Source organism: Rhodoluna miladensis (SeqCode), assembly GCF_965234705.1.
In the GTDB taxonomy this organism is placed as follows: Bacteria; Actinomycetota; Actinomycetes; order Actinomycetales; family Microbacteriaceae; genus Rhodoluna; species Rhodoluna miladensis.
Map to the genome: position 1 here is coordinate 148,901 of NZ_OZ248465.1, position 23,403 is coordinate 172,303.

The window sequence follows — 23,403 nt, forward strand, 5'->3', positions numbered from 1 at the left end:
AGCCGGCTGTTTCAAGTAATGCTATTAGCTCTTGTTGCCGCACCCGCAGGTGTCTTTATTGCAGTTGCAATCCATGAGATTTCCTTTCTTAGAAGTCCCAGTCGTCATCGGTTGTAGCTTCGTGCTTACCGATCACGTAGGAGGAACCAGAGCCCGAGAAGAAGTCGTGATTCTCGTCGCTGGATGGGGATAGTGCGCTCAAGATGGCAGGGGAGACCTGGCAGTCATCCTTCGGGAACAATGGCTCAAAGCCCAGGTTCATAAGGGCTTTGTTGCCGTTGTAGTGAAGGAACTGCTTCACATCGTGAGTTAGACCAATCTCGTCATACAGGTCAGCTGTGTACTTAACCTCGTTGGCGTATAGCTCCAACAGAAGGTCGTAGGTGTAAGCCTTTAGCTCTTCCTGACGAGCGGTAGTTGACTCGTTGTAGCCAAGCTGGAACTTGTATCCGATGTAGTAGCCGTGGATAGCTTCGTCGCGGATGATCAGTCTGATTAGGTCAGCTGTGTTTGTTAGCTTCGCTCTTGATGACCAATACATCGGCAGGTAGAAACCGGAGTAGAACAAGAATGACTCCAACAGCGTGGAGGCAACCTTGCGCTTTAGCGGGTCATCTCCGTTGTAGTAGCCAAGGATGATCTCGGCTTTTTTCTGAAGGTATGGGTTATCTTCTGACCAGCGGAAAGCCTCGTCGATGTCAGCTGTTGAGCAAAGAGTTGAGAACACACTCGAGTAACTCTTAGCGTGCACTGACTCCATGAATGCGATGTTGGTGATAACTGCCTCTTCGTGCTGAGTACGAGCATCCGGCATCAAGCTCATCGAGCCTACGGTTCCCTGGATGGTGTCGAGCATTGTCAATCCAGTGAAGACGTGCATGGTTAGTTTCTTCTCGTGGTCGCGCAGGGTTCCCCAGGACTGGATGTCGTTGGAAATTGGGACCTTCTCAGGCAGCCAGAAGTTCTGGGTCAGGCGGTTCCATACATCTAGGTCAACTGAGTCTTCAATCTTGTTCCAGTTGATTGGACGGGTGATGAGTTTGGATTCTAGTTTCATGATTTATTGTCCCTCTTCCTAGAGCATGCAGCTGACGCAGTTTTCGACTTCGGTACCCTCTAGGGCCGCCTGACGAATACGGATATAGTAAATGGTTTTGATGCCCTTGCGCCAAGCGTAGATCTGGCTTCTGTTGACATCACGGGTGGTGGCAGTGTCCTTGAAGAACAATGTCAGTGACAGACCCTGGTCGACGTGCTGGGTGGCAACGGCGTAGGTGTCGATGATCTTCTCAGGACCTACCTCGTAGGCGTCCTCGTAGTAGTCCCAGTTGTCCTGATCTAGGAATGGGGCTGGGTAGTAAACCCTTCCTAGCTTTCCTTCCTTGCGAACCTCGATGCGAGATGCGATTGGGTGGATGGAGCTAGTTGAGTTGTTGATGTAGGAGATAGATCCAGTTGGTGGAACTGCCTGCAGGTTCTGGTTGTAGATACCGTGCTTCATCACTGACTCTTTTAGAGCCTTCCAGTCATCCTGAGAAGGAATAGTGATGTTGCTCTTGTCAAACAGTTCCTTGACCTTGGCTGTGGCCGGAGCCCACACCTGGTCGGTGTACTTCTGGAAGTACTCACCGGTTGCATACTTCGAGTTCTCGAAGTTGTGGAAGGAGCTTCCGCGCTCGATGGCAATCTTGTTGGATGCCTTGATGGCGTTGTAGACCACTGTATAGAAGTACATGTTCGTAAAGTCCAACGCTTCTTCAGATCCGTAGTGGATGTGCTCGCGGGCAAGGTAACCGTGCAGGTTCATCTGACCTAGACCAATGGCGTGGCTCTTGTGGTTTCCATCGGAGATAGACCTTACAGATTCGATGTCTGACATGTCGCTAACGGCAGTTAGAGCACGGATAGACGCCTCAACTGTTTTGGCAAAGTCAGGTCCATCCATTGCCATGGCAATGTTCATGGATCCCAGGTTGCAGGAGATGTCTTTACCTATTTGATCGTAGGAAAGATCTGCGTTGTAGGTGGTTGGGGTGTTGACCTGAAGGATCTCAGAGCAAAGGTTAGACATGTTGATGCGGCCTTCGATTGGGTTGGCGCGGTTCACAGTGTCTTCGTACATCACGTATGGGTAGCCAGATTCGAACTGAAGCTCAGCGATGCGCTCGAATAGCTCACGGGCCTTGATCTTCGACTTCTTGATTCTTGGGTCATCAACCATTTCGTTGTACTTCTCTGTGACTGAGATATCTCCAAATGGAATGCCGTAAACCTTCTCGACGTCGTATGGGCTAAACAGGTACATGTCCTCGTTGTTCTTAGCTAGCTCCATTGTGACGTCCGGTACAACAACACCAATAGAAAGTGTCTTGATACGAGTCTTCTCGTCAGCGTTCTCACGCTTGGTGTCCAGGAATCGCAGGATGTCTGGGTGGTGAGCGTTTAGGTAAACGGCTCCTGCACCCTGACGAGCACCCAGCTGGTTGGCGTAAGAGAAGCTGTCTTCTAGAAGCTTCATCACTGGAATGATTCCAGAGGACTGGCCTTCGATCTTCTTGATTGGAGCGCCGTACTCACGGATGTTAGAAAGTGAAAGGGCAACACCGCCACCGCGCTTTGATAGCTGCAGAGCTGAGTTGATTCCACGAGAGATTGACTCCATGTTGTCTTCAATGCGAAGAAGGAAGCAAGATACGAACTCGCCGCGCTGTTTCTTTCCGCAGTTCAAGAAGGTAGGCGTTGCCGGCTGGAAACGACCAGAGATCATTTCTTCAACCAGGTCGGTAGCAACTGCTTCGTTGCCGGCTGCAAGCGTAAGTGCAACCATTACTACGCGGTCTTCGAAGCGCTCTAGGTAGCGAGTGCCATCGAAGGTCTTTAGTGCGTAGCCGGTGTAGAACTTGAAGGCACCCATGAATGCTTCAAAGCGGAACTTCTTTGAGTAGGCAAGCTCTTCTAGAGCCTTGATGAATTCGAAGGAGTACTGGTCGAGGATTTCCTTCTCGTAGTACTCGTGCTCAACTAGGTAGTCCAGGCGCTCTTTGAGGCTGTGGAAGAACACGGTGTTCTGGTTCACGTGCTCTAGGAAGTATTTGCGAACTGCCAGCTTATCTTTTTCCAACTGTAGTTTTTGATCTTCACCCCAGAGGTTGATCATGGCGTTGAGGTCTTGATAGCTCAGAGCAGATTCAACCCCAGACTTACCGACTAGGTTGCCTTGATCATCAGCGATCTCTACGAGTTGGTTTGCCACAGCTGGGCCAGCCTTTCTTTAACTTCGATTACGTCTTCTGGTGTACCGGTGATTTCAAACTTATAAATCAATGGAACACCTAATTTAGTGGCGACAATGTCGCCGGCTTTGCAGAAGTGGCTACCAAAATTGGTGTTTCCTCCGCCGATCACCGCTTTGATGTGCTTGCGGTTCTCAGGATTGTTCAGAAACTTTATGACCTGCTTAGGAACAGTAGATCCGTCGTTTCCGCCCCCATAAGTAGGTACAACTAAAACGTTGTCCCTCTCGTAAACAAACTCTGCTGCATCCTCGGACTTTAGGGGAATCCGAATTGCGTTGGTGCCTAGTTTGTCTACAAACCTTTTTGTGTTCTCTGAGACGCTCGAGAAGTAAACAACATCGAACATCTCAACAACTCCAGCCCTTTTATCTAGGCGCTTAGAGCTTGAATTTTTTCCATGCGGAAACCACTCCAGTGGTCATCGCCTGATACAACTACAGGAGCTGCGGTATAGCCCAGGGTCTTCACCATTTCTAAAGCAACCGGATCTTGGCTCATATCGACTTCTTCGTAGTCAACATCGATGCTCTTGAGCATGCGCTTGGTGCTATCGCACTGCACGCAAGCTGGGAGCGTGTAAACGGTTACTGCCATGGTGTTTCCTTCTGCTTACGGGGTCGAAAAACCCCTATTTTGAGCTAAATTTGTGAAAATCTCTCGAAGTTCGGATTCCCAACATTAGCACTAAACCACTAGATGTAGTACCGACACGGGAAAATCTTCACTTATTTAGTTGTTTTTTAGTTGTAATCCGAAGACTAAACCTTAAGTTGAGGGTTCTATCAGCTCATTCTCAGGCGTGTCGTAGGAATTGATCGATATCTCCAAAACTGGAGCTTCCGGAAGCCCAATTCTTGTGGGAACCTCCGACATTGGCACCTCAAGCCAAACAGCCAGCCGGCTGGCAGGCTACGAACAGCTGGCACACAGGTTGGAGGGCTAGGTTCAAAGTTATGAATCAATTCTTTGACACAATCGGCGGATTGCCGCTTCACCCACTCACAGTCCATGCAGCATCGGTACTGATTCCGCTCTCAGCCATAGCCCTAGTGCTTCTGGTGTTTGTTCCTAAGTGGCGAAAGGCTTACCTTCCGCTCACAATCGGATCTCTTGCGGTTTCAGTTGGTTTGGCATTTGCTGCCAAGCAGTCCGGCGAAGCACTAGCTGCAAGAGTTGGAAACCCGGCCGATCACCAGGAGCTCGGTGACTTACTATTTCCAGCTTCGATTGGCCTGTTTGCCTTGGGTCTTGCCTTTTACTTTTTTACAAAGACAGAGACAAAAACTCCGAAGTGGACACTTCAGCTAGCAGGGGGTCTATCAACGGCAGCCGTAGCTGGAGTTGTTGTTCTTTCTGTTTTGGTTGGTCACTCAGGAGCGGAAGCAACCTGGGGAAATCGTCTAACTGCAAATCCAGTTGAGGAACTGGTTGCCCCAACCGAACCTGTTCCTGGTGCAACGGATGGATCAACAGGTGGCACAACAGGCGGCACCTCCAACGGGGGAATCACCGTTGCTGAAGTTCTAAAGCACAACACCGCGACAGATTGCTGGAGCGTTGTAAACGGAAATGTTTATAACCTAACTTCTTACGTCTCACAACACAAAGGTGGCGAAGCAGTTATCAAAGCTATCTGTGGGAAAGATGGAACTAAGTCTTTCTCGGGTCAGCACGCGGGAGCTACAAAACCAAACGCTGATCTTTCATCGCTACTAGTTGGAGCACTTGCAACTTCAAGTTCAAGTGGCGGGACAAGTTCAGAATCGGGCACTACCGGAACTACTCCAGGCCTTGTCACAACAGTTGCCTTGACTGCAGCAGAAGTTCTCAAGCACTCAACCGGCACTGATTGTTGGAGCGTAATCAAAGGAGAGGTCTACGACCTCACTTCGTATGTCAAAGACCACCCGGGTGGCGCAGCTTTGATCAAGGCAATTTGCGGCAAGGATGGTTCGACCTCGTTTGCTAGCCAGCACGCTGGTGCTGCGACACCGAAGAACATTCTGGCTGCCTTCGCATTAGGACCTCTAGTTGCAGGGAGCACACTTCCTGAAGCCACTGTCCGCGGTGATGAAGAGGGCGACGAAGAAGAGGACGAAGAGGGCGACGACGACTAGTCGTGCTCACAACATAAAGTTGTAACCTTGAGGCCATGAGCGATCTCAACTCCGTAGGCGAACAAGACAACTGGATCTGTTGGCTTTGCGATAAGCCGGTTGACCCAGATGCTTCCGTGAATTCAGATCTCGGCCCAAGCACAGACAGCTTTGCTGCAACGAGAGTTAAAAAGGGAGCGTTAGCCATCGAGCGCCTAGCTCACAGGCAGTGCAACACCCAGAAGGGCAAGATCTCTCCAGTTGTCCCCTGGTCCAAAGACGTATTCGTAGTTGACCCATCACCAATCTTTGAAACCGTTGAGCGCCTTCGCAAAAAAGGCGGCAGGGAGATCATTGCGCGCTGCCCTGGCGAGCAAGAGGCCAACGAGGCCTCGGAATGGCTGTTGGATCGGCTGGCACGCCTTGCTCCGGAGCTTGATCTAGCCACCGAAATCAAATCCGGAGGGGGTCAGTACATGCTCACCCTCAAACTTGGCTAGCCCGAGGGCCTTGGGTTGAGCCTGGCTAGCTGAGCCAAGGCTCTAGCCCTGAAACCATAACAATCAGGCGCCCCCTAGCGTTATAAGAAGTATCTGGCAAACTAGATATAGGTGAAGCATGGCGTTTAGCAAAAAAGGCAAGGAAAAAGCTGCCAAGGCAGCTCTATCTTCTGCGCCTGAAGCTCTTTCGGAGCTAGAAGCTAGCCAGCTTTTCACCGAGGACCCTCTAGAGGTCCTGCTCGATGAGCAGTCAGATGAAGACTTCGGAGATCTAGAGCTCAAAGAGCGCTCCGGCAAGCCTGTAAAGCTAGCCGAATGGAGCGCTCAGGACTTTTCCTCTATATACCTTCGCTTTCGTCCTCACCTAGAGCGTCACGCAAGACGTTTCCTTAGAAACCCATCCCAGGTGGATGAGGTGGTTCAGGACGCATTCCTTTATCTAATGGTTTCCCTTCCAGAACTAGACTCCGAGATCGGAGTTCTAAGGTTCTTGAAGTGGAAGACCAGACTCCTTGCCCTCGATGTCATCAGAGCATCAGGCCGCGCATACGTCAACTCAATCGACGATGTTCAGGAGCCAGAATCCAACGATCCTGAGGTTTACTCCCACCTTGAGCAGCAAGACGATGCAGCGGTTGTAAGGCTTGCCCTATCGAAACTGAACCCAAGGCACCGAGAAGTACTAATTGCCTCGATGTACGAGGAAAAGAGCACCGAGGAGATCGCTTCCCAGGTTGGACTTTCAGAGAATGCCACCAGACAACTTATCTTCCGAGCAAGAGCAGCTTTCAAGAAAGCCCTTATCGGAGACATCGACACAACCGGAATGTCCGCAGCAGCAATTCTTTCTGTTGCTGCTCGCAAGGCAGCATCAGAAGGCAAGAAGGTTGGAGCTGCAGCCCTAACCCTGATTGCACTGGTTGTTATGTCCCTCACAGCCTTCCCAGGACTAAACCGTGCACAAACTGACCAAATGGCAGAAGGAACAACTTCTGGTTCTAGCCAAGAAGCCAACACCGGCAGTGAACAATCAAGTTCAGCCAATGGTTCAATTGATATTTTGCCAACACCAGATAACGGCATCGTTGACAACGAAGACTCGAGTGCAACTGACGGTGCCGCAGGAACTGCTGGTACTGGTTCAACAGGATCCGGTTCTAAGGTTTCAGGTCCAAATGACTCTGGTTCAAAAACTCCTAAGCCTTCCGAAGCAGCCATCGAAAAGGTTCTAACCGAACCTGGTCTTGGTGGAGTCATGAACTCTGACTCAAGATCTAAGGTGTTTGTCCTAGACCAGGACTACACAGCAGTTGGGGACAATGGCCTAACAGCCAAGTTCACTTTCAACCCCTCTGCCGATGACCCGTTTAGATCTGTTCGTGCCGAGATCAAGCTCGAGGATATGGTTTTCACCTTTGCTCCAACCAATCCTGGTTTTCTAAACGGCAAGACCAACGATGGCCTTGACTTTTTTGTTTTCTCTGGCCAAGCCTCTTACCTATTTGACTCAACAGGCAAGAAATGGTCAGAAACAGCCTCCACCAACGCCCGCTTCATCATCCAGGTGATCATGCAGCGCAACGGTGTTGATGTGAAAGAGATCACTCTTTCGCTTAATTCAGCTAACTAGCTGACCAATAAACCACGCCTGGGCCTGCGGCCCAGACACCCAGCTCCAAAACCCCTAAAAACCAGCCAATTTGGCTAGTTTCTGGCCAAACGGCCATTTTCTTCGCCTGAATGACTATTTGGCCACAATCCCGTACTTTTTGAGAGTTCCTGGGTTCAGAACTCAGTGATTTAGAGGGTTCTAGCCGCGTATTGGCCTTAAACCTCACTGAAAAAGTCTGGTCAGTTACCGTAATAGTCCGGACTAATTTACGGTAACCTTCTATGAGCGACATCTTTGGGCTGGCCTACTTGGTTGGCCAGATTGAGGACTAGCTCCCATTGGATCGACGATTCAGTGTGTAACCAAGTAAAAGAAAGAGACTAAATGTCTAAGAAACTAATCGCAGTTGCTTCAGCAGCTGCACTAGCTCTAACCGCACTAGTTGGCATTGCTCCGGCGAATGCAACCGCGGCTACAATCACCTTTACCGCTGCTGGCGGTTCTGGTACATCTGCAGCTCCATACACAGCTGCTGTTCCTCACACCAACGCAATTACCTCAGGTACTAACACTGTAAATGTCGCTATCTCTGGAAGCATTGCAGCTGGGGACGTAGTAACAGTTGCTACCACTGGCTCTGCAAAGGTTGTTGGTGACACAATCGCCGCTTCAACACTCATTGACGTTAGAACTATGGGTGCAGCCACACTGACAAAGACTGCAACCAGTGCCAGCACACTTAACTTCTACGTATTCAACACAACAGCAGATTCAGCTTCCACAATCACCGTAACTGTCTCAGAGACCGATTCTGGAACTAAGTCGACCACAACCAGCACCAAGACATTTGAAGCGACTACTGGTCCTTCTCACACCGTAAAAGATCTATCGGCCCCAGCTTCTCTTGCAGCTTCAACTGCTGGAGAATTTACCTTCAAGGTCACAGACGTTTTCGGTAACGAGCTAGATGCAACCACTAGAACAGCTGACCCAACATATTCAGCTACTGGTAGCGCAGGTATAGACAGCGGTGCTGCAACTTACAGCGTTTCACGTAAGCTATGGGTTGGAAAAGTCACTGCTCCATCTAACACAAGACCATTTGTTGTAACACTTGACGGAAACGGTGGAACATCCTCTGACGGACCGGCAAACGCTGGTCTAGGTTCGAGCACAGTAGACAACCAGCTTTTCGTTGTCAACAACGCCACTGCTGTGACACAGGTCACCACCCTCACCGCACAGGTAGCAGCTTTAGTTACTGCGTATAACGCACTAGCTGTGAAGTGGAACAAGCGTGTTGCTTCAAAGACAGCTCCTAAGAAGAAGATTGCTCTAAAGTAATCCTTTCTCTAAATAGCTAATAAAAACCCCCGGGAGCAATCCCGGGGGTTTTTACATAGCTCTTTATCTACCGAAGGGCATTCCAGCAACAGTAATGAACTGCCTCGCAGCAACCACTCTTGCGTTGCCTGGGGCTTCGGTGTCAACGCCGGCTGCTGAGAAGGCACGCTTTACTAGGTGCTCAACTGCTCGAACTGTGGTTCCTCTTTGGGCTGCAATCTCGTGATTGCTAAGTCCCATGGCAACCAGTCGAAGAACATCTAGTTGGCTGCGGGATACGTTGGTTAGTTCGTGACTGACGCTCTTGTCATCTCTGAATTGTTTGCCGACGCGGTCTCGGGAGGCAGCTTCGATGGCTTGCTTGAGGACTCCGGTATCGGCCATGCGGTCTTTTCTCAAGTAGGCAGCGTTTTTAGGGATGTTCCTGTTTTCAACTCCAACAACTCTTGGTTCGGGGATGTGAGTTAGAAAGACCAGTCCGATCTGGGGGAACTGAAGTCTGAGGATGTGAGCGAGATCGATTCCCGATGGGCCATCGCCTAGTTCGATATCAAGGATGGCTACCCTTGGGTCAAAGTCTTTTGTTGCGCTTCTTGCTTCTGCTGCGTTGGAAGCGGATTTGATCTGGAAGCCGTCGGCTTCCAGTAGGGAAGTAAGTAGCGCTCTAACTAGTGGTTCGTCTTCGACGACGAGTACCTTCACTGGGGTCTGAGCCATAGACAGAATCAAACCAGAATTATGTTCGGGTTTCCACCCTTGATTCGCTAGAGCGAACACCTCAGAAACGTCTGGTTTTTAGCCCCTAGGCTAGTAATCATGTCCCGTAAAGCCCTTTTGCTCTTTCTTGCTGCCGGCCTGGCTTGGGGTATCCCATACTTTTTCATCCGAATAGCGGTTGAGGATTTCTCGACCTATTCGATTGTGCTTTTTCGAGTCCTGATCGGGGCCATGGTTTTGGTTCCCCTGGCTTTGAAGCAGGGGGCACTAAAGCTAGCCCTGAAGCATTGGCCTTGGGTTCTGGTATTTGCCTTGCTTGAGATGGCAGGACCTTGGTGGTTGATTACCGAATCCGGTAGACACCTTTCCTCAGGACTTATTGGCCTATTGATCGCAACAGTTCCTTTCTTTGCTGTTTTGTTTGCAAACTTCATGGGAGATAAATCCGTTCGGCACCCCAAGACCATCATGGGATTGCTCATGGGCTTTGCCGGGGTAGTTGCCCTGGTGGGAGTGGACTCCTTCGGAGGCCTTATTGATCCGCTCTGGGTGGGGGCTGTGATTCTGGCAGCGGTTGGCTACGCGTTAGCACCTGCACTAATTGCCAGCAAGATTGGCTTTGTTCCAACCGCTGGGGTTATCAGCTTGTCGATGGTGATTGTTGGACTTATCTATGTTGTTCCGGCAGCTTTCACGCTTCCAGCAGAGATAGCTGCCGGACCTGCCATCGAATCTTGGATTGCCTTGCTGGTTCTTGGTGTTATCTGCTCAGCCGTTGCATTCATCATCTTCTTTGCCCTGATTAAAGAAGTTGGAGCAGCAAGAGCAACACTTCTTACCTACCTGAACACTCTGGTTGCCCTGGTTCTGGGAGTGGTGTTCTTGAACGAGCCGATCACAACCGGATTGCTCATTGGCTTCCCGCTGATCTTGGTAGGTAGCTGGTTCGCCGGGAAGCGCCATGAGGTGAAGCCCAAGAAAAACAAAGGCTCCAAGCTAAGCACTGCTGTTTCAACAGACACCACAGAACTCAATGTTTTGCCTAAGGGCTAATCCAAGTATTTTCTTGGTCTAAGGAAGTGATCAGTCATGGCTAAAGAGGTTTGGCGCGGCTTTGCCTCAGATAACTACGCAGGCATTGATTCAGAAGTTATCAAGCGTATGGTGCTTGTCAATCAAGGCCATGAAATCGCCTACGGCGATGACACCGTCACCGCTGAATTCAACAAGCTAGTCAAACAACTCTTTGGTTCTAAGGCAGTTGGCTTTCCGGTTTTCAATGGCACCGGTGCAAACGTTGTTGCTCTGCAAGCAGGGCTAAAGCGCTGGGAAGCGGTTATCTGTGTTGAGTCAGCACACATCCACGCCGACGAAGGTGGAGCCCCTGAGAAGATGGGCGGCATTAAGCTCTGGACTGTTGCTTCACCTAACGGCAAGCTCACCCCAGAGCTAATCGATACTCAAGTATTTGACATGGGCTTTGTTCATAGGGCTCAGCCAGGGGTTGTCTCAATCACTCAGACCACCGAAATGGGAACGGTTTACACAGCAAAAGAAATCAAGAAACTCGCCGACCGCGCTCACAAGCACGGACTACTTCTTCACATGGACGGGGCAAGACTTTCCAATGCCGCTGCAGCGCTAGGTCTTTCTTTCAAGCAGTTCACCACGGACGTTGGCGTTGATTTGGTTTCACTAGGTGCCACCAAGATTGGTGCCCTAGCTGCCGAGGCAGTTATCGTCACTGATTCGAAATCAGCCCGCGGTAGAGAGCTTGCCAACGCAATGCCGTTCTTGCGAAAGACATCAATGCAGCTGCCATCGAAGATGCGCTTTGTTTCAGCTCAGCTACTTGCACTGTTCGAAGACGATGCAAGGGTTGCCCTGGCTAACGCTAGGCACGCCAACGCAATGGCAAAGAGGCTTTATGAAGGGGTTGTGCAGATAGCGAAAAAGCACAAAGAGGTAAAGGTTCCAAACCCAACCGAAGCCAACGCCGTGTTTCCGATCTTGCCTCCTAAAGTCACTGCGAAGCTGCAGAAGGATTACCGCTTCTATGTTTGGAACCAGGCCACCGGCCAGGTTCGTTGGATGTGTGCGTGGGACACCAGCACTTCCGATGTTGATGGCCTACTGGACGCTCTAAGAAAAGCCCTAAAGTAATCCCTTCGGGAACAAAACCACAAGCAAGTTAGTTGGATACAACATGTCTAAAACCCCTGAAACCTCTGCCACTTTGACCGCGCTCTTGGCTTCTCGTTGGAGCCCGCGCTCATACGATCAAACCCATGAGATCTCTGATCAAGAACTCCTTTCCATTTTGGAAGCCGGCCGCTGGGCCGCTTCTTCCAACAACGGCCAGCCTTGGCGATTCTCCGTTGCCAAGCGCGGAACTCAGCTGCACGAGAAGGTAGTTGGAGGGCTTATTGGCTTTAATCAAGGCTGGGCACCAGCTGCTTCAGTTTTGATTGTTGTTTCAATCAAAAAATCAGATGATGGTGTTTCCCACAAGGGAAACTTCTATGACGCGGGGCTTGCTGTTGCCCAGATGAGCATTCAGGCTCAGGCGCTGGATCTATACACCCATCAGATGGGTGGAATCTTGCACGATGACCTACACAAGTCACTCGGTCTTTCTTCTGATCTAGAGGTCGGGGTTGTGATCACAGTTGGTAAGAAAGCTGCTCCAGAGAAACTAGAAGGACCAGCTCTTGAACGCGAGACTGCCCCTAGAACCAGACTCGATCTGTCTGAAATCGTGCTGCACGGCAAGCCGTAGGCTTGACACATGTCCTTCGCAGCTGAATTAGCGTCCTGGTATGCCCAGTTTGGGCCAGTGCTATTTGTTACAGTTGTTTGGGGATTGGTTTTTGCCGGAACCGGTTTGTTAATCGGCGCCTTCATCCCTTTTATCACCGGCGATTCGTTGATTTTTGCCGCGGGTATCGTTGCTGCCAACTTCCCAGAGGTAATCAACATCTGGGTGTTGGCAATAGGCATTGGAATATTCGCTTGGCTCGGAGATCAAGTTGGTTATACCCTCGGTCGGCATTACGGCAGGCCATATCTTGATAAGCGCACAGGCGTCGTTCTTACCAAAGCTATCGCCAACGCCGAGAAGTTTTACCTAGCCTGGGGTTGGTGGGCTGTCGTTGTAGCAAGGTTCGTTCCTTTTGCAAGGGTGCTTGTTCCAGTAATTGCAGGAATTGGAAAGATGAACTACTACAAGTTCTTCTCGGCGAACTTGGTTGGAGCAGTTCTTTGGGGTTTTGGTCTTTCCATGGCCGGCTACTTCGCAGCCAGCATTCCGCTGGTTAAAAACATCAGCTACTTCCTTGCGGTGTTCTTTATCGCAGCCTCGCTGGTTGCAGGCATTAGAGCTTGGTATAAAAACAACAAGAGTGCCAAAATGGCACCGCTTTCAACCAAGCTCTAAAGGCTCCTCAGTCGGTCTTTATAACCAGATCCGCTAGGGACTGAGATTTCTCCCGAGCGTAGAAATCAAGCTCTTGGGCAGCCCAGAAATCAAACTTCTCCAGGTGCCGCTCTCTTTGGATCCAACGCTCGCGCCTAGTTTCCTCGCTGGCTTCTAGCCAAATAGAAATGTCGGCATGTTCTTTGCTTCGTTCGGTAAGGGAACCACACCCCTCAACAATCAAAGGCGTCCCGCCGGAGAATTCTCGCCAAGAAGATCTTTGATTCTTGACCCAGGACCAGTCCTGCCAAGAAGCAGTTTCTCGCCTGGCCAAAGGCTGCAGGATAAATCGCACCATGTAGTCAGAGCCCAGGGCTAGTCCATCCCAGCCCTCGAAGATGTTGTCCATGTGTATAACTCGTGGTGCTGATTCGCCATCTCGGAAAAGTTGCTGCTGAAGGCTTTCCGCAAAGGTGGATTTGCCCGAGCCTGCTCGACCATCGATGAGAACTACTGGCGTTTGATTGCCGCGGTCAATTAGCTCAAGAACTTGCGAGCTGATTTTTTCGATCAGCGCGAGCTGATCTTTAGTTGTCTGGTCGGAGCCTTCCGACATTTATTCAGCTAGGCCGTAGAGGCGATCGCCAGCATCTCCAAGACCTGGAACGATGTAGCCGATGTCGTTGAGCTTTTCATCAAGGGCTCCCAAAACAACAGTGACGTTTTTGTTGCCAACGGCAGACTCAACTGCTTTGAGTCCTTCGGGAGCTCCGAGTAGACACACTGCTGTGACATCGGTTGCCCCGCGCTCGAAGACGTAATTGATCGAGTCAATTAGTGTGCCACCGGTAGCGAGCATCGGGTCGATGATGAAAACTTGTCTTCCGGTTAGATCATCCGGCAGTCTTTCGGCATAAGTAAATGGCTCGAGAGTTTCTTCGTTGCGCTTGATTCCAAGAAAACCAACTTCTGCCGTAGGCAGAAGTTTCATCATTCCCTCAAGCATGCCAAGGCCTGCTCGAAGAACTGGAACGATGATTGGCTGGGGGTTAGAAAGCTTCACACCTTTGGTCTTAGTCAGTGGTGTCTCAACGTCAACTTCTTGAACCTTTACGTCTCTTGTTGCCTCATAGGCAAGCAGTGTCACAAGCTCTTCCACCAGCAACCTAAAGGTTGGGGAAGGGGTGTTCTTATCCCGAAGCACGGTGATTTTGTGGGTAATCAGTGGGTGGTTGGCAACATGGACTCGCATGACACCAAATCTACAGGTCCCCAATCCCACCCCAGCAACAGCTGCCGCAACAGGTTCTAAAGTTAGAAGTAGCTAACTTAGGAACGGAAAAACCCCAATGGATCAAAGCCCTGATCAAGCAATGGAGCTGGCCCTTGGCCAGGCCATGCTTTCTGGTCTTGATGTTCCCGTAGGCGCTGTGCTTTTGGACCCTTCGGGTCAAGTAGTCGCTTCAGCTCACAACGAGCGAGAGCTAACCGGAGATCCAACAGCTCATGCTGAGCTATTGGCTATCCAAAGAGTTGGTAAAGCCAAGGGGGATTGGAGACTTGAGGATCTAACACTTGTTGTTACCCTCGAGCCTTGTTCGATGTGTGCCGGGGCAATTGTTGCAGCCCGAATACCAAAGGTTATCTTCGGAGCCTTCGATGAGAAAGTTGGGGCAGCGGGTTCACGCTACGACTTGCTTAGGGATTCGAGACTTGGCAACCCGGTTGAGGTTATTGCCGGGGTCCGCGAGGCAGAGTGTTCGAAGCTGCTAAAGGATTTTTTCGAGGCTAAGCGCTAAGCCACTAGGCTGATTCACGGTGACGTGTCCGAGCGGCCGAAGGTGCAACTCTCGAAAAGTTGTGTGCGTGAAAGCGCACCGTGGGTTCAAATCCCACCGTCACCGCCACTACATGCACTAGATAAGAGGTCGAGTAAGTGAACTACAGCAAACACATGACCGTGCTTGGGGCTATCGCCTTGATCGGTTTCATCATCTTCTGGTTTGCCCCTCAGATCGGGGCCGTTATCTTCTTGCCAGCTATCGGCGCTTACTTCGGCGCTCGCCAGGCAAATAGTGATGGCCCAGCTCAGCCAAGACGCTCGCTGTGGGCAATCTTCTTTGTTTTGGTCTCAATTGGTGTATCCATCAGGTTCCTAGTTCCCGAAGAGAACTTCGGAGGCTTTGAGGCCTCTTCCTCGAATGTGGTTTTGCTCTGGATTTACCTAGGGGTTTTGTCTTTGGCCTTTCCGCTGTTTGGCTTTTTGGCCTATCTGCAGCGGGTCGGTCGTATCGCCGGCAAATAGAGCTTTTACACCCAAAACCGGTCCCGAATTGGGATTAAAGGAGGGTGTTTACAAACGTGGCTAAATCGTTATAAGATGTCAACTTGACCCCAAAAAACCAGTGTGCATATTGTGGCGCGCTCTGTACGCATATTTCGGCGACAAATGGTTACGGGACAGCCCTAAATCTGACCGGTTACTAACTATTGCCCTGGAGGGACTCCCTTGGCTGCGAAAAACGCAAAAAACACCCGTCTAGCATCACGCCCATCATTTGCAAAGGTACAAGAACAGATCGATCTACCTGATCTTCTTTCCTTGCAGACCGAGAGCTTTGAACAGCTCATCGGAGGACCAGCGTGGAGAGCTAAAGAAGGTAACAAGGCCAAGACCGGTCTTGACGAAGTATTCGAAGAGATCTCTCCAATTGAGGATTCCGCTAACTCTTCACAAGATCCAAAGATGGGTCTTGTTTTCGGCGAGCCAGTTTTGTACGACCCGACCTACACTCCTGACGAGTGCAAGACAAAGGGCAAGAGCTACACCCAGCCTCTCTATATCAAGGCTGAATTCACCAACTACCTAACCGGTGAAATCAAGTCCCAGACAGTATTCATGGGGGATTTCCCAGTGATGACTGAAAAGGGTACCTTCATCATCAACGGAACTGAGCGAGTAGTTGTGTCCCAGCTCGTTCGTTCCCCTGGTGTTTACTTCTCTGTTTCAACTAACACCACTGGAAACCTAGACGTTAGAAACAACAAAGCGCAGATCATTCCTTCCCGCGGATCGTATTTGGAGTTTTTGACCGAGTGGGTACGCGATGACCGTAAGCCAATTGCAAGATTCGGCCAGCCAATTGTTCAGGTGCAAGTTGATCGCAAGACTAAAGTCTCAGCGACAATCTTCCTGAAGGCACTTGGATTCTCAAAAGAAGAAATCATTGCAGAGTTTTCTGACATCGAAAAGGCAGTTGGAGCAGCAGCTCCAACTTGGAAGTTCGATGTTGACCTTATTGCAAACACCTTGGCTTACGACGAGTCAAAGGTTTTTGCCAGCCCAATTTTGACCAAGGAAGATGCTCTTCGTGAGCTTTACCGCAAGGTCAGAAGCGAAGCCGCCGGTAGCGAAGTTGCTGCTGCTTGGCTTAACTCAACTTACTTTGAGTCAAAGCGCTACAACCTAGCAAAGGTTGGTCGTCACAAGCTAAACCGCAAGCTAGGTATCGATGAGCCACTAGAGGTAAACACTCTTACTCGCTCAGACGTAGTTGGCACCCTCAAGTACCTTCTATTGTTTGACCAGTCAATCGCCAACCAGTCATCCCTGTCGAATGCCCGCATGGAGTTCCCAGTAAAGATGAACGGCAAGAGCGTCAAGATTGCTGTTTCTGCCGACGACATCGACGATTTCTCTAACCGCCGTATCCGTTCAGTAGGCGAGCTAATCCAGAACCAGGTTCGTATTGGACTATCTCGTATGGAGCGTGTGGTTCGTGAGCGTATGTCGACCCAAGACATCGAGGCAATTACTCCTCAGACCCTGATCAACTTGAGACCGGTAGTTTCCGCAATCAAGGAGTTCTTCGGAGCTTCCCAGTTGTCTCAGTTCATGGATCAGAACAACCCACTTGCAGGCCTTGCCCACAAGCGTCGTTTGTCCGCGCTTGGTCCGGGTGGTATCGCACGTGAGCGTGCCCAGATGGAGGTTCGTGACGTTCACCCTTCCCATTACGGAAGAATGTGTCCGGTTGAAACTCCAGAAGGCCCGAACATTGGTCTGATCGGATCTCTAACTGCTTATGCTCGCATCAACCCATTCGGTTTCATCGAGACCCCTTACCTTAAGGTCACCAACGGAAAAGTCTCGGGAAAGATCGAATACCTAGACGCAGCAGCAGAAGATGGCAAGGCCATTGCTGGAGCCGACACTCCTTTGAACGCCGACAAGACCTTTGCCAACAAGAAGGTATTTGCTCGTTTCCGCGGAGACGTTGTTGAGTTCGACAAGGAAGATGTTGATTTCGTTGACGTATCTCCTCGTCAGCTAGCTTCAGTATCAACTTCGTTGATTCCATTCCTTGAGCACGACGATTCATCTCGTGCGCTTATGGGTGCGAACATGCAGCGTCAGGCTGTTCCACTGGTTCGCTCCGAGGCACCACTCGTTGGTACCGGAATGGAAAGAACTGCAGCCTTTGACTCCGGAGCACTTGTTATCGCTGAGACCGCTGGTGTCATCGAAGAAGTTGCAGCCGACCTGATTGTTATCAAGCAGGAGAACGGTCGCAAGAAGGAATACAAGCTTCGCAAGTTCGACCGCTCCAACCAGGGAACCGCTATCAACCAGCAGCCGCTGGTTTCTATCGGTCAGAAGATTGAAGCTGGCGAAGTTCTAGCCGATGGTCCATCCACCGACTCCGGTGAATTGGCTTTGGGTAAGAACTTGCTTGTTGCATTCATGCCTTGGGAAGGTCACAACTTCGAGGACGCCATCATCCTGAGCCAGAACCTGGTCAAGGAAGACACTTTGTCCTCAATCCACATCGAAGAGTACGAAGTCGATGCTCGTGATACCAAGCTTGGAAAAGAAGAGATCACAGCAGATCTTCCGAACGTTTCAATGGAAGCCCTAGCTCAGCTAGATGAGAACGGAATCATCCGCATCGGTGCTGAAGTTCGCCCAGGAGATATCTTGGTTGGAAAGGTAACACCTAAGGGTGAAACCGAGCTTTCAGCTGAAGAGCGGCTACTAAGAGCAATCTTCAACGAGAAGAGCCGCGAAGTTCGCGACACTTCCCTGAAGGTTCCTCACGGTGAGGGCGGAACTGTTATCGGCGTAAAGGTATTTGACGTTGAAGCCGGAGATGAAGAGCTAGGTGCTGGTATCAACCAGCGCGTTGTTGTTCACATCGCGCAGCGCAGAAAGATCACCGAAGGTGACAAGCTTGCTGGTCGCCACGGAAACAAGGGTGTTATTTCCAAGATCCTTCCGGTAGAAGATATGCCGTTTATGGAAGATGGAACGCCAGTTGATGTGATCTTGAACCCACTGGGTATCCCAGGTCGAATGAACTTCGGTCAGGTACTTGAAACTCACCTTGGCTGGATTGCCAAGCAGGGTTGGAAGGTTGAGGGAGTTGCTAAGTGGGCCGATGCCATCGTGAATGAAATGCGCGAAGGTAAGCCAGGCACCAAGGTTGCAACCCCGATCTTCGACGGTGCTTCTAAGGACGAAATAATTGGTTTGTTGGATTCAACACTTCCTAACCGCGATGGACAGAGACTTGTTGATCGCACCGGTAAAGCCAAGTTGTTTGATGGAAGAAGCGGTGAGCCGTTCCCGGCTCCAGTTTCAGTTGGATACATGTACATCTTGAAACTTCACCACTTGGTGGATGACAAGATTCACGCTCGTTCCACTGGTCCTTACTCCATGATTACTCAGCAGCCACTTGGTGGAAAAGCTCAGTTCGGTGGACAGCGCTTTGGAGAGATGGAAGTTTGGGCATTGCAGGCATACGGTGCTGCACACACCCTTCAGGAGCTTTTGACTATCAAGTCGGACGACATCACCGGACGTGTTCGCACCTACGAGGCGATCGTGAAGGGCGACAACATCCAGGCCCCAGGTATTCCAGAATCCTTCAGGGTTTTGGCCAAGGAGATGCAGTCTCTTGCTCTGAACGTAGAAGTACTAAACGCCCAGGGCGTTGCCGTTCAGATGAAGGACGACGACTTCGAGTTTGATCGCGCAGCTGAAGAGCTAGGCATCAACCTCTCTCGTAATGAGAGCCTCACAATTGACAACGAATTCACCGGTTACTAAGAAAGATTAGGGAAAAATAATGGAAGTTGAATCATTCGACGCCCTCAGAATTGGCCTAGCCAACGCTGACGATATCCGCTCTTGGTCACACGGTGAAGTTAAGAAGCCTGAGACCATCAACTACAGAACTCTCAAGCCTGAGAAGGACGGTCTGTTCTGCGAGAAGATCTTCGGTCCTACCAAGGACTGGGAATGCTCTTGTGGAAAGTACAAGCGCGTTCGCTTCAAGGGAATTGTTTGTGAGCGTTGTGGAGTAGAAGTTACCAAGTCCTCCGTTCGTCGTGAGCGCATGGGTCACATCGAGCTTGCCGCTCCTGTAACTCACATCTGGTACTTCAAGGGTGTTCCTTCCCGCCTTGGCTACCTGTTGAACATGGCTCCAAAAGATCTTGAGAAGATCATTTACTTTGCCGCTTACAGAATCATGTCCATTCACCACGAGGACAGAACTCTTGACGCAGCTCTAACTAAGGAAGACTACGTAGCTCGTATGCGTACTCTTTCTGACGAGAGATTGCAGGAAATGCTTTCGGTAGCTCAGGGTGAGTACGACGCACTGAATGGTTTGGGTCTAGCCCTGCAGCACGCGATCAAGTTGTGGGAAGCCCCGACCTGGGTTGATGCTCAGTTCGCAAAAAGCCTTGAGCAGCTAATCGATCAGGAAGAAAAGAACCCTGAAGGTTTCTGGAACAAGAAGGCCATGGCCGAAGCTGAAGAGGCTAACGATGAGGAAATCTCACCGGTAGTTCGCCCAGCCGCGGAAGAGAAGCAGATCAAGCAGCTGATCTCTGAGTTCAAGAAGAAGACCGACAAGATTGTTCGCGAGTTCGCTCGCATCGAGCGTCCTGCGAACCTTCAGAAGGAGCAGATGGCCTGGAGAATGTACCTAACCGTAAAGGCTGGGGACCTAATCCAGAACGACGTGATCTTCGATCACTTCGACTACTCATATGGAGAGTTCTTCGACACATCTATTGGTGCCGAGGCTGTTCAGCGAGTGCTTTCCGAATTTGACCTGGTTGCAGCAGCAGCTGAACTTCGCGAGCAGATTGCAACCACCAAGGGTTCAAAGCAGACTCAGGCCATTAAGCGTCTGAAGGTTGTTAACTCCTTCATGCAGTCAAACACTCCTCCAACCTCAATGGTTTTGGACGTGCTACCTGTACTTCCACCGGAGATTCGCCCAATGGTTCAGCTAGATGGAGGACGCTTTGCGACCTCTGATCTAAATGATCTTTACCGCAGGGTTATCAACCGTAACAACCGCCTGAAGAGATTCGTTGACCTAGGAGCTGTTCCAAAGACAATTCTTAACAACGAAAAGCGCATGCTTCAGGAAGCTGTTGACGCGCTATTTGATAACGGTCGTCGTGGACGTGCAGTTACCGGTACCGGTAACCGTGCTCTGAAATCCCTTTCAGATCTTCTGAAGGGTAAGCAGGGTCGTTTCCGTCAGAACCTTTTGGGTAAGCGTGTTGACTACTCAGGTCGTTCAGTAATCGTTGTTGGTCCTCAGCTAAAGCTTCACCAGACCGGATTACCAAAGCTAATGGCACTTGAACTATTCAAGCCTTACGTAATGAAGCGCTTGGTAGATCTAGGTCTAGCTCAGAACATCAAGTCTGCAAAGCGCATGGTTGAAAGATCTCGTCCGCAGGTTTGGGGAGTTCTAGAAGAGGTAATCAAGGAGCGTCCGGTTCTATTGAACCGTGCACCGACCCTTCACCGCCTTGGAATCCAGGCCTTTGAGCCACTGCTAGTAGAAGGTAAGGCCATCCAGCTGCACCCGCTAGTTTGTGCTGCTTTCAACGCTGACTTCGATGGTGACCAGATGGCTGTCCACCTACCTCTATCTGTAGAGGCTCAGGCAGAAGCTCGTGTTTTGATGCTTGCATCAAACAACATCTTGAAGCCTTCCGATGGTCGTCCAGTTGCAACCCCAACCCAGGACATGATCATTGGACTATTTCACATGACTACCTTGAAAGAGGGAGCTAAGGGAGAAGGCTCTGCTTACGGTTCAATCGCCGAAGCTCAGCTTGCTTTCGATGCTGGATTCCTAGATCTAAACGCCAAGGTGAAGATTCGTCTGCCATTGAAGGCCGTCGAGGGTGAATCAGTTATTCGCGAGACCACCATGGGAAGAGCGCTTTTCAACGAGAGCCTTCCTCAGGAGTTCCCGTACCAGGAAAAGCGCGTTGGCAAAAAGGAAATCGGTCGCATTGTGACCGACCTTGTTGACACCGTTAGTCGCGTTGAAGTTGCACAGTCACTTGACCGCATCAAGGACCTTGGTTTCTACTGGGCTACTCGCTCGGGAGTATCGATGTCAATCTCTGATGCAAACTTCGACACCTCTGGTTCCTTCGACAAGGCCCGCGCCAAGATCCTTCTTGACGGTGAGAAAGAGCACACCAAGATTCAGGAAGCTTTCGACAACGGTCTCAAATCCGACCTTGAGCGTCGCGATGAGCTTGGAGCACTTTGGTTCAAGCGCACCAACGAAATCGGTGCCTTGCTAGAAGAGTCCCTTCCAGAAGACAACGCCATCTACAAGATGGTAACTTCCGGAGCTCGTGGAAACTTGCTGCAGATTAGATCCATCATGGGTATGCGAGGACCGGTTGCAACATCTTCCGGTGACTTCGCACCGATGCCTGTCAAGGGTAACTACTTGCTTGGACTAACTGCCAACGAGTACTTCATCAACGCAACCGGTGCTCGTAAGGGTAACGCCGATACCGCTATGAAGACTGCTGCTGCAGGATATCTAACCCGTAGGTTGGTTGACGTAGCTCAGGACGTTATCGTTCGCGAGTTTGATTGTGGAACAACAAAGGGACTGGATAAGGACCTTCTTGATGACGACCAAGTTGAACTATCGATCTTGGCTCGTACCACCGCAACCGATGTCAAGGCTGATGGCAAGACCATCGTCAAGGCGGGAACTCCAATTGATTCCAAGCTGGTTGAGACCATGAAGGCTGCAGGTCTTGAGACCGTTGCAGTTCGCTCTGTTCTAACTTGTGAATCAGTACACGGTGTTTGTGCCAAGTGCTACGGAACAAGCCTTGCTACCGGTGACCCAGTTGAGCTTGGAGAGGCAATTGGAATTATTGCCGCCCAGTCAATCGGTGAGCCTGGTACTCAGCTAACAATGCGAACCTTCCACACTGGAGGTGCCGCATCGAGTGCTAAGAAGCAGACCATCTTGAAGTCCATCGGTGGACGTAAGGTTCGCGTTGAGCGATTGATTTCTTACGACATCACCCAGGGTCTAAATGGTGTGACTGACTTGCTAGAAGCTCGTGTTGGATGGCGTCAGGCTGGAAAGGTTGCCGTTATGGCATTCTGGCCAGGAACCGTTGACATCGTTGAGGTTGCCTCGGCATCTGGAGCTAAGAAGTTCGACGTTTACGTTCGCCCAACCGGCGAAGCTGCTGAGAAGGAAGCCGAAGCGCTTGCTTTGCAGTACTCGTTCTCTAGAACAACTTCTAAGACCTTCAAGAAGCTATCTCCTTACACACCTATTACCTCGGTGACTTCCCCAGACGACCTACTGGTCGAAAAGGGCGATGCCGTCAAGGCCGGAGATTACCTAGTTGATGGAACTCCAATTCCTCACGAGGTTCTAATGGTTAAGGGAAGCCGCGAAGCTGCTGCCGAAATCATCCGTGGTGTTCAGGCGATCTATGGATCCCAGGGTGTGCCTCTTCACGATAAGCACCTCGAGGTTATTGTTCGTCAGATGCTTGGAAAGGTCACCGTTATCGATTCCGGTGACACTGACATGCTTCCTGGTGAAATCATCGACCGCAACCGCTTCACCCAGATCAACCGCGCAGCGGTTGCCGAGGGTAAGAAGCCTGCCTCAGCTCGTCAGGAAGTAATGGGTATGACCCGTGCTTCCTTGGCTGCTCAGTCATGGCTATCGGCTGCTTCCTTCCAGGAGACAACCAGGGTTCTAACCCAGGCTGCTCTCGATAGAAGGTCTGACCCACTAGTTGGACTAAAGGAAAACGTCATCATTGGAAAGCTAATCCCAGCTGGAACCGGACTATCGGGCTACCGCAACATCGAGGTAGACGGTACCGAAAAGGCCAAGGAAGAGCGCTACCCGAACCGTATGTGGGGAGCCGAAGCATTGGTTCCAGAAACCGCCCCGGCAGTAGCACTTAGCTTCTCGATGGAAGACGATGCTTTGGCTTCGGAAACCGTTGAAAATTCAGCAGATTCAGACTCCCAGCAGGTCTAAATAACCATTTGACCGCTAGGAGCCTAATCAGCTAGGCTGGGCGAAGCGTGCTTCAG

At 50.6% G+C, this 23,403-nt stretch carries 19 protein-coding genes and 1 tRNA gene; 13 read left to right on the top strand and 7 right to left on the bottom strand.

The features are described from left to right. Positions 1-88: 88 nt before the first annotated feature. The 4 genes from nrdF to nrdH form a co-directional block, all read right to left on the bottom strand. The gene (gene nrdF, locus AC8GDC_RS00710) at positions 89-1,057 is read right to left on the bottom strand and encodes a class 1b ribonucleoside-diphosphate reductase subunit beta (RefSeq protein ID WP_506557971.1); all 969 of its coding nucleotides are present in this window, start codon (positions 1,055-1,057) and stop codon (positions 89-91) included. An 18-nt stretch (positions 1,058-1,075) separates the two neighbouring features. Continuing rightward, positions 1,076-3,157 carry a class 1b ribonucleoside-diphosphate reductase subunit alpha gene (gene nrdE, locus AC8GDC_RS00715; protein ID WP_506558445.1) on the bottom strand — a complete coding sequence of 694 codons (2,082 nt, stop codon included), beginning with the start codon at positions 3,155-3,157 and terminating at the stop codon, positions 1,076-1,078. Between the two features lie 77 nt (positions 3,158-3,234). Further along, on the bottom strand, positions 3,235-3,642 hold the full coding sequence (gene nrdI, locus AC8GDC_RS00720; RefSeq protein ID WP_506557972.1) for a class Ib ribonucleoside-diphosphate reductase assembly flavoprotein NrdI: 408 nt from the start codon (positions 3,640-3,642) through the stop codon (positions 3,235-3,237). Between the two features lie 23 nt (positions 3,643-3,665). After that, a complete protein-coding gene (gene nrdH, locus AC8GDC_RS00725; RefSeq protein WP_506557973.1) occupies positions 3,666-3,890 on the bottom strand; it encodes a glutaredoxin-like protein NrdH in 225 nt (74 codons plus the stop codon). A 359-nt stretch (positions 3,891-4,249) separates the two neighbouring features. Between nrdH and AC8GDC_RS00730 the strand changes: the two genes are divergently transcribed. The 4 genes from AC8GDC_RS00730 (at position 4,250) to AC8GDC_RS00745 (ending at position 8,848) form a co-directional block, all read left to right on the top strand. Next, positions 4,250-5,413: a cytochrome b5-like heme/steroid binding domain-containing protein gene (locus AC8GDC_RS00730; protein WP_506557974.1), complete on the top strand. Its 1,164-nt coding sequence runs from the start codon at positions 4,250-4,252 to the stop codon at positions 5,411-5,413. A gap of 35 nt (positions 5,414-5,448) precedes the next feature. Continuing rightward, positions 5,449-5,892, top strand: a complete 444-nt coding sequence (locus AC8GDC_RS00735; protein ID WP_506557975.1) for a hypothetical protein — start codon at positions 5,449-5,451, stop codon at positions 5,890-5,892. Positions 5,893-6,010: 118 nt separating this feature from the next. After that, on the top strand, positions 6,011-7,522 hold the full coding sequence (locus AC8GDC_RS00740) for a sigma-70 family RNA polymerase sigma factor (RefSeq protein WP_506557976.1): 1,512 nt from the start codon (positions 6,011-6,013) through the stop codon (positions 7,520-7,522). Between the two features lie 366 nt (positions 7,523-7,888). After that, a complete protein-coding gene (locus AC8GDC_RS00745; protein ID WP_506557977.1) occupies positions 7,889-8,848 on the top strand; it encodes a hypothetical protein in 960 nt (319 codons plus the stop codon). 63 nt (positions 8,849-8,911) lie between these two features. Here AC8GDC_RS00745 and AC8GDC_RS00750 read toward each other — a convergent pair whose 3' ends face one another. Then, positions 8,912-9,565: a response regulator gene (locus AC8GDC_RS00750; protein ID WP_506557978.1), complete on the bottom strand. Its 654-nt coding sequence runs from the start codon at positions 9,563-9,565 to the stop codon at positions 8,912-8,914. Positions 9,566-9,664: 99 nt separating this feature from the next. On the opposite strand from AC8GDC_RS00750, the gene AC8GDC_RS00755 reads away from it, so the two are divergent. The 4 genes from AC8GDC_RS00755 to AC8GDC_RS00770 are packed head-to-tail and all read left to right on the top strand — an operon-like array spanning position 9,665 to position 13,001. Further along, entirely contained in the window at positions 9,665-10,618 is a 954-nt protein-coding gene (locus AC8GDC_RS00755; RefSeq protein ID WP_506557979.1) for a DMT family transporter, read from the top strand. Between the two features lie 36 nt (positions 10,619-10,654). Continuing rightward, complete coding sequence (locus AC8GDC_RS00760; RefSeq protein ID WP_506557980.1) at positions 10,655-11,728, top strand: threonine aldolase family protein; 1,074 nt, start codon at positions 10,655-10,657, stop codon at positions 11,726-11,728. Between the two features lie 43 nt (positions 11,729-11,771). Then, a complete protein-coding gene (locus AC8GDC_RS00765) occupies positions 11,772-12,344 on the top strand; it encodes a nitroreductase family protein (RefSeq protein WP_506557981.1) in 573 nt (190 codons plus the stop codon). Positions 12,345-12,353: 9 nt separating this feature from the next. Then, a complete protein-coding gene (locus tag AC8GDC_RS00770; RefSeq protein WP_506557982.1) occupies positions 12,354-13,001 on the top strand; it encodes a DedA family protein in 648 nt (215 codons plus the stop codon). A gap of 7 nt (positions 13,002-13,008) precedes the next feature. On the opposite strand, the gene AC8GDC_RS00775 is transcribed toward AC8GDC_RS00770, so the two are convergent. Further along, a complete protein-coding gene (locus tag AC8GDC_RS00775) occupies positions 13,009-13,596 on the bottom strand; it encodes an AAA family ATPase (protein WP_506557983.1) in 588 nt (195 codons plus the stop codon). Continuing rightward, positions 13,597-14,232, bottom strand: a complete 636-nt coding sequence (upp, locus tag AC8GDC_RS00780; RefSeq protein WP_506557984.1) for a uracil phosphoribosyltransferase — start codon at positions 14,230-14,232, stop codon at positions 13,597-13,599. A 97-nt stretch (positions 14,233-14,329) separates the two neighbouring features. Between upp and AC8GDC_RS00785 the strand changes: the two genes are divergently transcribed. The 5 genes from AC8GDC_RS00785 to rpoC all read left to right on the top strand — a co-directional run bounded on the left by AC8GDC_RS00785 (position 14,330) and on the right by rpoC (position 23,347). Beyond that, positions 14,330-14,779: a nucleoside deaminase gene (locus AC8GDC_RS00785; protein ID WP_506557985.1), complete on the top strand. Its 450-nt coding sequence runs from the start codon at positions 14,330-14,332 to the stop codon at positions 14,777-14,779. Positions 14,780-14,797: 18 nt separating this feature from the next. Continuing rightward, positions 14,798-14,887: transfer RNA gene (locus AC8GDC_RS00790), tRNA-Ser, on the top strand. A gap of 29 nt (positions 14,888-14,916) precedes the next feature. Further along, positions 14,917-15,285 (top strand): hypothetical protein, encoded by a 369-nt coding sequence (locus AC8GDC_RS00795; RefSeq protein WP_506557986.1) that lies wholly within the window; start codon positions 14,917-14,919, stop codon positions 15,283-15,285. Positions 15,286-15,489: 204 nt separating this feature from the next. Next, positions 15,490-19,092, top strand: a complete 3,603-nt coding sequence (rpoB, locus tag AC8GDC_RS00800) for a DNA-directed RNA polymerase subunit beta (protein ID WP_506557987.1) — start codon at positions 15,490-15,492, stop codon at positions 19,090-19,092. A 19-nt stretch (positions 19,093-19,111) separates the two neighbouring features. Then, complete coding sequence (rpoC, locus tag AC8GDC_RS00805; protein ID WP_506557988.1) at positions 19,112-23,347, top strand: DNA-directed RNA polymerase subunit beta'; 4,236 nt, start codon at positions 19,112-19,114, stop codon at positions 23,345-23,347. Positions 23,348-23,403: the final 56 nt, after the last annotated feature.

Excerpts from the sequence above, each read along its gene's own strand:
- nrdF (WP_506557971.1), bottom strand. The coding sequence starts at position 1,057 with ATGAAACTAGAATCCAAACTCATCACCCGTCCAATCAACTGGAACAAG.
- nrdE (WP_506558445.1), bottom strand. The coding sequence starts at position 3,157 with ATGATCAACCTCTGGGGTGAAGATCAAAAACTACAGTTGGAAAAAGAT.
- nrdI (WP_506557972.1), bottom strand. The coding sequence starts at position 3,642 with ATGTTCGATGTTGTTTACTTCTCGAGCGTCTCAGAGAACACAAAAAGG.
- nrdH (WP_506557973.1), bottom strand. The coding sequence starts at position 3,890 with ATGGCAGTAACCGTTTACACGCTCCCAGCTTGCGTGCAGTGCGATAGC.
- AC8GDC_RS00730 (WP_506557974.1), top strand. The coding sequence starts at position 4,250 with ATGAATCAATTCTTTGACACAATCGGCGGATTGCCGCTTCACCCACTC.
- AC8GDC_RS00735 (WP_506557975.1), top strand. The coding sequence starts at position 5,449 with ATGAGCGATCTCAACTCCGTAGGCGAACAAGACAACTGGATCTGTTGG.
- AC8GDC_RS00740 (WP_506557976.1), top strand. The coding sequence starts at position 6,011 with ATGGCGTTTAGCAAAAAAGGCAAGGAAAAAGCTGCCAAGGCAGCTCTA.
- AC8GDC_RS00745 (WP_506557977.1), top strand. The coding sequence starts at position 7,889 with ATGTCTAAGAAACTAATCGCAGTTGCTTCAGCAGCTGCACTAGCTCTA.
- AC8GDC_RS00750 (WP_506557978.1), bottom strand. The coding sequence starts at position 9,565 with ATGGCTCAGACCCCAGTGAAGGTACTCGTCGTCGAAGACGAACCACTA.
- AC8GDC_RS00755 (WP_506557979.1), top strand. The coding sequence starts at position 9,665 with ATGTCCCGTAAAGCCCTTTTGCTCTTTCTTGCTGCCGGCCTGGCTTGG.
- AC8GDC_RS00760 (WP_506557980.1), top strand. The coding sequence starts at position 10,655 with ATGGCTAAAGAGGTTTGGCGCGGCTTTGCCTCAGATAACTACGCAGGC.
- AC8GDC_RS00765 (WP_506557981.1), top strand. The coding sequence starts at position 11,772 with ATGTCTAAAACCCCTGAAACCTCTGCCACTTTGACCGCGCTCTTGGCT.
- AC8GDC_RS00770 (WP_506557982.1), top strand. The coding sequence starts at position 12,354 with ATGTCCTTCGCAGCTGAATTAGCGTCCTGGTATGCCCAGTTTGGGCCA.
- AC8GDC_RS00775 (WP_506557983.1), bottom strand. The coding sequence starts at position 13,596 with ATGTCGGAAGGCTCCGACCAGACAACTAAAGATCAGCTCGCGCTGATC.
- upp (WP_506557984.1), bottom strand. The coding sequence starts at position 14,232 with ATGCGAGTCCATGTTGCCAACCACCCACTGATTACCCACAAAATCACC.
- AC8GDC_RS00785 (WP_506557985.1), top strand. The coding sequence starts at position 14,330 with ATGGATCAAAGCCCTGATCAAGCAATGGAGCTGGCCCTTGGCCAGGCC.
- rpoC (WP_506557988.1), top strand. The coding sequence starts at position 19,112 with ATGGAAGTTGAATCATTCGACGCCCTCAGAATTGGCCTAGCCAACGCT.